Below are 11,080 nucleotides of genomic sequence, written 5' to 3'. Positions count from 1 at the left end.
AGCCGGCCAGTCCGGCCCCCGCCAGGGCGCGCCCGGCCGCTGTGGCCTCGCCGCGGGCTGCGTCCTGCCACAACGGGCAGAGTTTTGATCGCTTCCTCGCCGAGCTGAAGCAGAAGGCGGTCGCCGCCGGCGTCTCGCAGCGCACGATCGCGGAGGCCGCGCCCTACCTCATTTACGACCAGGGCATCGTCAACCGCGATCGCGGCCAACGCGTGTTCGGGCAGATCTTCACCCAGTTCGCCGGGCGCATGGCGGCGAACTATCGCATGCAGCAGGGCCAGCAATACATCCGGACCTATGCGGCCGCGTTCGCGCGCGCCGAGAAGGAGTACGGCGTGCCGCCCGCGGTGATCGCCGCGTTCTGGGGACTGGAGAGCGACTTCGGCGTCCAGATGGGCAATCTGCCGACGCTGAAATCGCTGGTGTCGCTGGCCTATGATTGCCGCCGCTCGGAGATGTTCCAGGGCGAGACCATCGCGGCGCTGAAGATCATCGAACGCGGCGACCTGACGCCCGACGAGATGATCGGCTCATGGGCCGGCGAGCTCGGCCAGACGCAATTCCTGCCGACGCATTATTTCAACTATGCCGTCGACTACGATGGCGACGGCCATCGCAACCTGTTGCAGAGCGGACCCGACGTGATCGGCTCGACCGCCAACTACATCGCCAACGGATTGAAGTGGCGGCGCGGCGAGCCGTGGCTGCAGGAGGTGCGTGTGCCGCAGGCCGCGAATTTTCCGTGGGACCAGGCCGACCTCACCATCAAGCTGCCGCGTTCGAAATGGGTGGCGCTCGGCGTCACCTCGACCGACGGCAAGCCGCTCGCCCATGACGAGATGCCGGCCTCGCTGCTGCTGCCGATGGGCCGCACCGGCCCGGCGTTCCTCGCCTATCCGAATTTCGCTGCCTATACCGAGTGGAATAACTCGCTGATCTATTCGACCACCGCCGGCTATCTCGCCGGCCGCATCGCGGGCGCACCGCCGATGCAGCGCCCGCACGCGCCGGTCGCGCAGCTGCCGTTCAACGAGATCAAGGAGCTGCAGTCGCTGCTGGCGCGCGCCGGTTACGACGTCGGCAAGATCGACGGCGTGATGGGCCAGGCGAGCCGCAGCGCGGTCAAGGCGATGCAGATGAAATACGGCCTGCCCGCGGATTCCTGGCCGACCGCGGAGCTGTTGGCGCAGATGCGCGGCGGCGGCCGCACGCAGCCGGCCGCGGATGCGACGGTGCCGACGCGGTAGGACGCCCCATACCGTGACGCACGAAAAATCTCTCCCCGTCATCCTGAGGTGCGAGCGGAGCGAGCCTCGAAGGATGAATCGGCCACACTGGGGCCGTGCATCCTTCGAGGCTCACCGAAGAGGCTCGCACCTCAGGATGACGGGTCCAAGACAGGTGCCAAGGCTGGAATATTTGACCAAGTGTTACGGCCGTCCGCAGTTGTATTCTTCCCTTTGTCGCCCCATGTGCAGCATCGCCGTTCGGTAACATCCGGATTTCATCAGCACAGGGAGCATCCCATGTCCTTTTATGACGCTGTCGTCCCCGCCTATCTGCAGATCCTCAACAGCCTCACCGGCGAACTGACCAAGGCCGAAGCGCATTGCGAGACCAAGAAGATTGCGCCCGAAGTGCTCTTGGGATCGCGGCTCTATCCCGACATGCTGCCGCTGACCAAGCAGATCCAGCTGGTCTGCGATCACGCCGCCAGGGGCTGCGCACGACTAACCCATAGCGCGGTGCCGTCGACGCCCGACACCGAGAAGAGCATCAGTGAACTGAAGCAGCGATTGGCCAACACGATCGAATATGTGAAGTCGTTCAAGCCGGAGCAGTTCGAGGGCGGCGACGCCAAGGACGTCACCTTCCCGGTCGGCCCCGAGCGCACCATGACCCTCAAGGGCCAGCAATTCCTCAACGCATTTTCGTTCCCGAACTTCTATTTCCACGCCGTCACCGCGCACGGCATCCTGCGCCACAACGGCGTCGAGATCGGCAAGCGCGACTTCCTCGGCGTGAGCTGACGCGCGCTTAGCGCGTCATTCCGGGGCGATGCGCAAGCATCGAACCCGGAATCTCGGGCCGCACAACGTCTAGATTCCGGGTTCTCGCTTCGCGAGCCCCGGAATGACGACCAAACATATTCCCCGCTGCGGGATTTTCTCACCTCTCGCCAAGGCCACGGCGGACACGTCGCCTCGCACGCCCTGCCGTGCTACTGCTCCCTGACAACAACAAGACGTCAGGGAGCACGCCATGTCGACCACAACCCACGCACCGAAAGCCATCGATCCCTCAGCCTCGCTGCATGCGGAAGCGCTGGGACTGGCGAAAAATCATGGCCGTCTTGCCGGCCGGCGCATCATCGTGGTCGGCGCGGGACAGCGCACAACCGTGGATGAAGCGCCGCCGATCGGCAACGGCCGCGCCATGAGCGTGCTGTTCGCGCGCGAGGGTGCTTCCGTCGCCTGCCTCGACGTCAACAAGGACGCCGCCGACGACACTGTCGCGCAGATCGAAAAAGAAGGCGGCAAGGCCTTCACCGACGTGGTCGATGTCTCCGACGTCGCGGCGATCGCGCCCGCGGTCGAACGCTGCGCGCAAAAGCTCGGCGGGCTCGACGGGCTGGCGCTCAATGTCGGCATCTCCTCCGGCCTGTCGTTGCCCAAGATGACGGCAGAAGCCTGGGACCGCGACTACGCCGTCAACGTGCGCAGCCACATGCTGTTCGCGCAGAAGGCGCTGGAAGTGATGGCGCCGGGCGGCGCGATCATCCTGATCTCCTCGATGGCGAGCCAGCGCGCCGGCGGCCGCAACCCGGCCTATGAATCCTCCAAGGCAGCGCAGATCGCGCTCGGCCGGGCGATCGCCCGCGCCGGCGAGGACAAGGGCATTCGCTGCAATGTGATCGCACCGGGCTTCATGGATACGCCGATGGGCCGCGACGCCAGCCGCAGGCGGACGGATCGCGCCGTAACAGTGCCTTTCGGCCGCCAGGGCACCGGCTGGGAGGTCGCCTATACTGCGCTGTTCCTGATTTCGAATGAATCCTCCTATGTGAACGCGCATACTTTGTTCCTCGACGCCGGCCACATGGGCGGAATCGTGCGCGGCTGATCTGCTGCCTGCGAATGTGACAGGCCATTGCGCTCGTCGCCGCAATGCACAACTCTCCCTTATCCATCATTGTCTGGAACGTTTCACATGAGCCAATCGACCAAACTCCTCGAGCCCTACAAGCTTGGCACGCTGACGCTGCCGAACCGCGTCGCGATGGCGCCACTGACGCGCAACCGCGCAGTGCCGCCCGGCATGGTGCCAAGCCCGCTCGCGGTGGACTATTACGGCCAGCGCGCCTCCGCCGGCCTCTTGATCACCGAAGCGAGCCAGGTCTCGCAGCAGGGTCAAGGCTATCAGGACACGCCCGGCATCTATTCGAAGGAGCAGGTCGAGGCCTGGCGCAAGGTGACCGATCGCGTGCATGAGCGCGGCGGCCACATCTTCATCCAGCTCTGGCATGTCGGCCGCATCTCGCACACCTCGTTGCAGCCGAACGGCGGCGCGCCGGTGGCGCCGAGCGCGATCCGCGCCAAGACCAAGACCTTCGTCAACGGCACCTTCGCCGACGTGTCCGAGCCGCGCGCGCTCGAACTGTCGGAAATCCCCGGGATCATCGAGGACTTCAAGCGCGGCACCGCGAACGCGCTGGCCGCCGGCTTCGACGGCGTCGAGATCCACGGCGCCAACGGCTATCTGCTCGACCAGTTCGCCAGGGACAGTTCCAACAGGCGCACCGACGCCTATGGCGGCGGAATCGAGAATCGCGCCCAGCTGATGCTGGAGGTTTCCAAGGCGGTCGCCAAGGAGGCCGGCGCCGATCGTACCGGCATCCGCATCTCGCCGGTGACGCCGGCCAACGACGTCTCCGACTCCAATCCGCAACCGCTGTTCGACTACATCGTCGACCAGCTCAATGCGCTGAAGCTGACCTATATCCACGTCATCGAAGGCGCGACCGGCGGCCCGCGCGATGTCGCGCCGTTCGACTACGCCTCGCTGCGCAAGCGCTTCAAGCAGACCTATGTCGCCAACAACGGCTACGACTTCGCGCTGGCGGAGAAGGTGCTGGAGGCAGGCGCGGCCGACATGATCGCATTCGGCAAGCCGTTCATCTCCAACCCTGACCTGGTCGAGCGGCTGAAGGCCGGCGCCCCGCTCAACGAGTGGGACAAGGCGACCTTCTACGGTGGCGGCGCCAAGGGCTATACCGATTACCCGACGCTGAAAGCCACCGAAGCGGCGGAGTAACCTCTCCACATCGTCATTGCGGAATGCGCCGCCAGGCGCAGACCCGGAATCCATTGATCCGCATCATGCGCGTCTGGATGGATTCCGGGCTCGCGCTTCGCGCGCGCCGGAATGACAGAAGAGAATGTTGCGATAGCGATTAAAAAGGCCGGGATCGCTCCCGGCCTTTGCTTATTGTGCCGTTGGCGCTTTTATGCGTCCACGGTCTCGTTACTCTCAACCTCTTCCGCCACCATACGATCGAGGTTTCGATTGAGCCGCCGCAGCAGGTCGAGCAGCGTTGCGGCTTCGGCCGCGTTGAAGCCGGCGAGCGCCTGATCCTGATTGCGGTGAAGCGCCTTGCGAGCAGCCGGCAATTTCGTCCTGGCCGCCTTGGTCAACGAAACCTGCTGGCTGCGGCCGTCGCCCGGCATCGGCGTGCGCTGGATCAGGCCGTCGCGCTCCATCCGCGCCAGGATTTGCGCCATCGATGGCTGCTCGACCTTCGCGGCGCGGGCAAGATCGCGCTGCGACATCGCCTTGCCGTCACGCAGCAGATAGAGCACCGGCAACTGGCCGATGCTGAAGCCGTACGGCTTCACCCGCCGCTCCCCGATCCGCAGGAAGCTGCGCGAGGCCATGTTGACCAGCGGCGCAGGACGATCGAACAGTTCCCAATCGGTCACGATCCCACCATTTACATAGGTCCCTATTTATACTAGATAGGCCCCTATGTATCCTGTTGTGAGCGTGGCGTCCATGAGTTGCAATCCAATTCGCATTGGCATCGTCGGCGCCGGCCCCGGTGGCCTGACGCTCGCCCGGCTGCTGCATGTTGCCGGCGTCAAGGCCAGCCTGTTCGAGCAAGAAAGCTCGGCAATGGAGCGGCCGCAAGGCGGCACGCTCGACCTGCACGCCGAGAGCGGCCAGCTCGCCCTGGCGCGCGCCGGGCTCACCGATGGCTTCCGGCGCATCGCACGTTACGAGGACCAGGGCAGCCGGCTCTACACGAGCGACGGCCGGTTGCTGCTGGCGGATGACGACATGACCGGCGACCGTCCGGAGGTCGACCGCACCGCGCTTCGCGACCTGCTGCTGCAATCCCTGCCGCCGGATGCCGTCGCCTGGGGCCGCGCCTTGCTCGAGGTCGCGCCGCGGGATGACGGCCGTTACGATCTCGTCTTCGACAATTCGCGCGAAGGGCCGTTCGATCTCGTGATCGGCGCCGACGGCGCGTGGTCGCGGGTGCGGCCGCTGGTCTCGCGCTATCAGCCGCAATATAGCGGGCTGACCTTCATCGAATTCGGCATCGACGCGGTCGACACACGCCACCCCGCACTGTCGCAGCTGGTCGGCCGCGGCAAGATGGGCGCAGAGAGCACCGGCCGCAGCCTGATGGTCCTGCGCAACGGCAACGCCCATCTGCGCGGCTATGCGATCTTCCGCGTGCCCGTCGAATGGGCCCAGCGGCGGTTCGACGTCGCCTCGCCGTCCGCGCTGCGCGACGCGCTGCTCGGCGAATTCGCCGGCTGGGCCGATGCCCTGCTCGACCTGATCCGCGCCAGCAATGATCTATTCGCGCTCCGGCCGATCCACGCGCTGCCGGTCGGGCATTATTGGACCAACCGCGCCGGCATCACCCTGCTCGGTGACGCCGCGCATCTGATGTCGCCATTCGGCGGCGAAGGCGTCAACGCCGCGATGCTGGACGCTGCGGAGCTGGCCGAGCATCTGACGGGATCGTCCGATTGGCGCGAAGCCGTCCGCGCTTACGAGACGGAGATGTTCGTGCGCGTCGCCGAACCCGCCGGCGAGGCCGCCGAAGCCGCCGCGATCGAGCTGTCGCATATCAGCCAGGAACTCACGCTGGCGCACCACCAGGCCTACATGCAGATGCGCACGGCTGCCGGCAGCAACGCAGCGCGGTAAGCACTGGTCATGACTTCCGGCGCCGCATAGCATGGACCGTAACGAATTGGACCGAAGACGCTCACGCACGTGATAAAGCAGGACAACGCCGAGGATATCGTTCGACGCGCCACTACGGCCTTCAATGCCGGGCGGCATGGCGAGGCGATCGAGCTCTGCGAGCACGGCCTCGCACGCCAGCCCGGCGAGCCGATGCTGAGCCATCTGCTGGCCGCGGTGCTGTTCGCCAAAGGCGAGATCGCGCCGGCCCGCAAACATGTCGAGACCAGCCTGGCCCGGCGCCCCGACAACGCCGCGGCGCGGCTGCTCGCCGCCCGCCTCGCGCGCAGCGGCGGCGAATTCGATGCGGCGCTGACGCATCTCGACCGCGTCATCGCACTCAAGCCGCACCGCGATGCCTTCGTCGAGAAGGCGCGCACGCTGGAGCTGGCCGGCCGCAAGGCACAAGCGCGCGAGGCCTGGGAGGCGATCCGCAAGGCCGTCCCGGAGCATCAGGAAGCCAGTGCACGGCTCGGCCGGATGGCCTGGGAGGACGGCGACCTCGCGGGTGCCGCCCGCCTGCTCGAGCGCGCGACTGCGAGCGCGGCGCCCGCCTCGGTGTGGTTCGACCTCGGCGTCGCAAGGCAGGATCTGCGCGACCATGACGGCGCTGCATGCGCCTATCGCAAGGCGATCGAGATCAGGCCGGATTACGCCGAAGCGGCCCTCAATCTGGGGATCGTGCTGCAGGAAAGCGGCGAGCCCGACGCCGCGATGCAGGCCTTCGCGCGCGCCTATGCCTTGCGTCCACAATTGTTCGGATCGATCGCGATGGCGCTGACCTCCGCCCCGCACGGCCGCCTGTGGCTCGACGAGCGCGCGCTGCGCGCGGCGCTAGAGCATGATCCGGAAAAGAGCGAAGCGGTTTTCCGAAACGATCATGCGCCAACAAAAGGCTGAAGCGCGATGACGATTCAACCCAATCTCATCGCGCTTTAGGTGGTTAGCCGCCCGCGCTTGGCGCGGAAATGCTTGCGATAGACATTGGGCGCAGCGAGCACCTCGCCGACGACCTTCGAATAGGCTTCGCGGTGCGCGTCGTCGAAGGCCTCGAATGTCAGTTCGGGGGCCTCGCGCGGCACGGCGAAGCATTGCGCGACCGGCGTCCCTTTCGGCAACACGCCGGCAAAATCGGGCTGGGTCCAGACCGCCGGGAAATTGATCCCGCCGTCGTGAAACCGGTCGGCGTCGACCAGCCCCGAAATCAGGCGGAACGGCAGGTCGTCGCGATTGACCGGATGGGTCGCGAACAGCGACCAGCCCGGCTCGAGCTCGATGGTCCAGAAGCTGTTGAATTTCAGCGCGGCCTGCCCGTTGGCGAAAGGCGCGCCGGCCAATTGCGCGACGGGATGGAAGCTGAGCGGCGCGCGCGGATGGCCCTGTGTTGCGGGCTCCGGAATATCCCAGTCCCAGGCGAATGCGCCGCGCTCGACCCTGACATCGCAGGGCAGCGGGATCATGACGCCATGGGCCATCGCATCGACAAAGGGCGGGCATTGCTTGATCGTGCGGATCTCGCGGTCGTGGATGTCGGAATGCGCCTTCGCGGGCATCGCACGCAGCCAATCGGGCAGCGCGCTGCGTGCCGGGAACGGCCGCGGCAGATGCTCGGCAAGCCGCGGATCGCAGCGAAAGATCATGCGCATGGCGAACTCCGGGATCATGACGCGATGACGGCGCCTGATGACCTCATCGCTTCATTTGAGCACAATCGTGAGCCGGTCTCCACTCTTCCCGATCGTGCTGCAGGCCGGGCGCGGCAGACCGTGAATTCAGGATACAGTGGTCGAGACAGCAAAAAGGCCAAGATTACTCCCCGCCTTTGCGGTCTACGTCCGCGTAGCGCTCGCATTATCAGGCAATACCCGGCTTCACTATGTCGACCGTGACAGCGATATTGCCTCGATTCGGAGAAGGCCTTCCTCTGACTTGAAGTTCCATGATATTGCTGGATTCGGAAAATGCTGCGATCAGGCGCTTAGTCGGGCGTTTGTCAGCTGATAAGTTTGACGTCCGGTGCCCCGCGCGTTCCCCCTTCCTTGTGATTGAGAGACCTAGCAAGATGCAGCTTGACGATATTAAAGCAGCGCTTGGGCGACCAGCGTACGAAGATGAGACGTTGTTGCTGTATCACGGCGACGCACTAGAGCTTATGGACTTGCTCCCTGCTGAGTGCGTTGATCAGATCGTTACGTCCCCACCCTACAACATCGGTAAGGCCTATGAATCGCATATGACCACCGAGAAGTATCGAGATTGGATGGCCGATTGGATCGCAAAAAGCTATCGCTTGGCCAAGCCGGCGGGCTCGTTGTGGCTAAATCTAGGCTACGTTAGGCCCGCACGACCGGCCAACTCCTCTTGCGAGAGTGACTGCGTCATCCGCAGCTCGCGGATTCGTTTGCCAAGCGCGATTCGTCCCCTTTTCGACATGAGCGAAGCACATCAAGTGTGATGACGATGGGTCTACACTCTATGAGTAGCATCCGATCGGAAACTCGCACGCGAGGCTTCGGCAACGGCAGAAGCTGACGCGATTCGGCGCGCGCACCTCAGTGACGGCGTAAGCAAAAAAAGGCCGGGATTGCTCCCGGCCTTTTGCAGTTTTGCGGATGGCGTGGGCTGGTACGCCTTACCGACTTACTTCGCTTCGGCGCGCTTGGGCGGGGTCGCCGGCCACGACTTGATCAGCGTGTCGTAGTCGACCGTCTCGCCCTTCGGCTTTTCGTTGGCAAGCTTGCGCTGCGGCGCAATGTTGCCGTCCTTCGCCGACTTGGCGAACCAGTACTCGGCGGTTTCCTTCTTGTTCAGCTTCGGTCCGCAGGCGCCCTGCACACCGGACTTCTCAAGACGCTCCATCACCGAATCCTGGGCCGCGGCGAGCGCGTCCATCGCAGCTTGCGGCGTCTTCGCACCGGACGACGCATCGCCGATGTTCTGCCACCACAGCTGAGCCAGCTTCGGATAGTCAGGCACGTTGTTGCCGGTCGGGGTCCACTGCACGCGCGCCGGCGAGCGGTAGAACTCGATCAGACCGCCGAGCTTCGGCGCGCGCTCGGTGAACGACTTGTCCCAGATGTCGGATTCACGAATGAAGGTGAGACCGACCTGGCTCTTCTTCAGGCTCGTCGTCTTGGAGACGATGAACTGCAGGTAGAGCCACGCCGCCTTGCGGCGGTCGACCGGGGTCGACTTCAGGAGCGTGGCCGAACCCACGTCCTGGTAGCCGAGCTTCATGCCGTCCTTCCAGTACGAGCCGTGCGGCGACGGAGCCATACGCCACTTCGGCGTACCGTCCGCGTTCATTACGGGCAGGCCGGGCTTCACCATGTCGGCGGTGAAGGCGGTGTACCAGAATATCTGCTGGGCGATGTTGCCCTGCGAAGGCACCGGCCCCGACTCGGAGAAGGTCATGCCCTGTGCCTGCGGCGGAGCATACTTCTTCATCCAGTCGAGATATTTGACGATCGAATAGACCGACGCCGGGCCGTTGACGTCGCCGCCACGCTCGACCGACGAGCCGACCGGACGGCAGCCTTCCATGCGGATGCCCCATTCGTCGACCGGCAGGCCGTTCGGGAGGCCCTTGTCGCCGTTGCCGGCCATCGACAGCCACGCGTCGGTGAAACGCCAGCCGAGCGAGGGGTCCTTCTTGCCATAGTCCATATGGCCGTAGACCTTGACGCCGTTGATCTCCTTGACGTCGTTGGTGAAGAAGTCGGCGATATCTTCATAGGCCGACCAGTTCACGGGCACGCCGAGATCATAGCCATACTTGGCCTTGAACTTGGCCTTGTATTCCGGGTTGGTGAACCAGTCGTAGCGGAACCAATAGAGGTTCGCGAACTGCTGGTCGGGCAGCTGGTAGAGGTGACCGTTCGGTGCCGTGGTGAACGACTTGCCGATGAAGTCGTCGACGTCGAGCATCGGATCGGTGACGTCCTTGGCTTCGCCCTTCATCCACTCGGTCAGGTCGACGGCCTGGCCATAGCGGAAGTGGGTGCCGATGAAGTCGGAGTCGTTGATCCAGCCGTCATAGACGTTCTTGCCGGACTGCATCTGGGTCTGGATCTTTTCGACGACGTCACCTTCCTGGATGATGTCGTGCTTGACCTTGATGCCGGTGATCTCCTCGAACGCCTTGGCGAGCGTGCGGGATTCGTACTCGTGCGTGGTGAGGGTTTCGGAAACGACGTTGATCTCCATACCCTTGAAGGGGGCAGCGGCCTTGATGAACCACTGCATCTCCTTCATCTGGTCGTCCTTGGAGAGGGTCGACGGCTGGAATTCGCTGTCGATCCACTTCTTCGCGGCCGCCTCGTCGGCGCGGGCCGGCGCGACAAGAGTGACCGATGCTGCGACGAGCGCGAGCGCGCTGGTCATCGTCAAAAGACTATCTTTAGTCATTCGTAAATGTCGCATTAGATTCCTCCGGTTGCAGCGACTAAATCCAGGCCCGGGTAGACCCCGGATCTGCTCTTTTTCGCGTTCCTCAGACGGTGCGAAAGATCACCACGGCTGAAAGAAGCGAAATTACCGTTCCGAGCCACAGGCTCGAAATCTCAACGCCCTCCCCAATCGGCAGAGCGAAGATCGGATCGGTACCGACGAGGCCGATCCACACCAGGTGGATCACCGCCGCCAGCACCAGCGAAACGAACAAACGATCGCCGCGCGTGGTCGGAATGCGCAGCACGCCGACCCGCTCCGCTTCGGGATAGGCGATCGCGAGCCAGGTCATCATCCCGAGCGTGCAGGCAAGCAGCACGAAGAAGATCGCGGTGGGCCAGGTCCATGCCATCCATGCGATGCTGTCCAT

At 64.4% G+C, this 11,080-nt stretch carries 11 protein-coding genes; 7 read left to right on the top strand and 4 right to left on the bottom strand.

The window, feature by feature from the left end; all coding sequences use genetic code 11:
- From H8A95_RS04515 to H8A95_RS04500, 4 genes are all read left to right on the top strand, one after another.
- The coding region (locus H8A95_RS04515) for a lytic murein transglycosylase (RefSeq protein WP_233286911.1) at nucleotides 1–1,247 on the top strand (1,247 nt) is incomplete at its 5' end.
- A gap of 279 nt (nucleotides 1,248–1,526) precedes the next feature.
- A complete protein-coding gene (locus H8A95_RS04510) occupies nucleotides 1,527–2,030 on the top strand; it encodes a DUF1993 domain-containing protein (protein WP_229182099.1) in 504 nt (167 codons plus the stop codon).
- 232 nt (nucleotides 2,031–2,262) lie between these two features.
- Nucleotides 2,263–3,123 carry an SDR family NAD(P)-dependent oxidoreductase gene (locus H8A95_RS04505; RefSeq protein ID WP_229182098.1) on the top strand — a complete coding sequence of 287 codons (861 nt, stop codon included), beginning with the start codon at nucleotides 2,263–2,265 and terminating at the stop codon, nucleotides 3,121–3,123.
- 87 nt (nucleotides 3,124–3,210) lie between these two features.
- Nucleotides 3,211–4,314 carry an alkene reductase gene (locus tag H8A95_RS04500; RefSeq protein ID WP_229182097.1) on the top strand — a complete coding sequence of 368 codons (1,104 nt, stop codon included), beginning with the start codon at nucleotides 3,211–3,213 and terminating at the stop codon, nucleotides 4,312–4,314.
- A gap of 191 nt (nucleotides 4,315–4,505) precedes the next feature.
- Here H8A95_RS04500 and H8A95_RS04495 read toward each other — a convergent pair whose 3' ends face one another.
- Entirely contained in the window at nucleotides 4,506–4,979 is a 474-nt protein-coding gene (locus H8A95_RS04495) for a MarR family winged helix-turn-helix transcriptional regulator (protein ID WP_229182096.1), read from the bottom strand.
- A 73-nt stretch (nucleotides 4,980–5,052) separates the two neighbouring features.
- On the opposite strand from H8A95_RS04495, the gene H8A95_RS04490 reads away from it, so the two are divergent.
- A complete protein-coding gene (locus H8A95_RS04490; protein WP_229182095.1) occupies nucleotides 5,053–6,222 on the top strand; it encodes an FAD-dependent oxidoreductase in 1,170 nt (389 codons plus the stop codon).
- 69 nt (nucleotides 6,223–6,291) lie between these two features.
- Nucleotides 6,292–7,161 (top strand): tetratricopeptide repeat protein, encoded by an 870-nt coding sequence (locus tag H8A95_RS04485; RefSeq protein ID WP_229182094.1) that lies wholly within the window; start codon nucleotides 6,292–6,294, stop codon nucleotides 7,159–7,161.
- A 35-nt stretch (nucleotides 7,162–7,196) separates the two neighbouring features.
- Here the strand turns inward: H8A95_RS04485 and H8A95_RS04480 are convergent, their stop codons facing one another.
- A complete protein-coding gene (locus H8A95_RS04480; protein WP_229182093.1) occupies nucleotides 7,197–7,907 on the bottom strand; it encodes a hypothetical protein in 711 nt (236 codons plus the stop codon).
- Between the two features lie 416 nt (nucleotides 7,908–8,323).
- On the opposite strand from H8A95_RS04480, the gene H8A95_RS04475 reads away from it, so the two are divergent.
- Complete coding sequence (locus tag H8A95_RS04475; RefSeq protein WP_229182092.1) at nucleotides 8,324–8,716, top strand: DNA methyltransferase; 393 nt, start codon at nucleotides 8,324–8,326, stop codon at nucleotides 8,714–8,716.
- A gap of 185 nt (nucleotides 8,717–8,901) precedes the next feature.
- On the opposite strand, the gene H8A95_RS04470 is transcribed toward H8A95_RS04475, so the two are convergent.
- Nucleotides 8,902–10,668 (bottom strand): ABC transporter substrate-binding protein, encoded by a 1,767-nt coding sequence (locus H8A95_RS04470; protein WP_420839331.1) that lies wholly within the window; start codon nucleotides 10,666–10,668, stop codon nucleotides 8,902–8,904.
- Between the two features lie 85 nt (nucleotides 10,669–10,753).
- Nucleotides 10,754–11,080 carry a DUF2160 domain-containing protein gene (locus H8A95_RS04465; RefSeq protein WP_163159485.1) on the bottom strand — a complete coding sequence of 109 codons (327 nt, stop codon included), beginning with the start codon at nucleotides 11,078–11,080 and terminating at the stop codon, nucleotides 10,754–10,756.

Origin of the sequence: Bradyrhizobium oropedii (genome assembly GCF_020889685.1) — a bacterium.
GTDB lineage: Bacteria > Pseudomonadota > Alphaproteobacteria > Rhizobiales > Xanthobacteraceae > Bradyrhizobium > Bradyrhizobium oropedii.
The sequence above is the reverse complement of the archived record's forward strand: the minus strand, read 5'-3'. Positions and strand labels throughout refer to the sequence as shown.

What these genes read in the sequence shown, in the direction of transcription:
- H8A95_RS04475 (WP_229182092.1), top strand. Translation starts at nt 8,324, where the DNA reads ATGCAGCTTGACGATATTAAAGCAGCGCTTGGGCGACCAGCGTACGAA.
- H8A95_RS04465 (WP_163159485.1), bottom strand. Translation starts at nt 11,080, where the DNA reads ATGGACAGCATCGCATGGATGGCATGGACCTGGCCCACCGCGATCTTC.
- H8A95_RS04480 (WP_229182093.1), bottom strand. Translation starts at nt 7,907, where the DNA reads ATGCGCATGATCTTTCGCTGCGATCCGCGGCTTGCCGAGCATCTGCCG.
- H8A95_RS04490 (WP_229182095.1), top strand. Translation starts at nt 5,053, where the DNA reads ATGAGTTGCAATCCAATTCGCATTGGCATCGTCGGCGCCGGCCCCGGT.
- H8A95_RS04510 (WP_229182099.1), top strand. Translation starts at nt 1,527, where the DNA reads ATGTCCTTTTATGACGCTGTCGTCCCCGCCTATCTGCAGATCCTCAAC.
- H8A95_RS04505 (WP_229182098.1), top strand. Translation starts at nt 2,263, where the DNA reads ATGTCGACCACAACCCACGCACCGAAAGCCATCGATCCCTCAGCCTCG.
- H8A95_RS04500 (WP_229182097.1), top strand. Translation starts at nt 3,211, where the DNA reads ATGAGCCAATCGACCAAACTCCTCGAGCCCTACAAGCTTGGCACGCTG.
- H8A95_RS04470 (WP_420839331.1), bottom strand. Translation starts at nt 10,668, where the DNA reads ATGACTAAAGATAGTCTTTTGACGATGACCAGCGCGCTCGCGCTCGTC.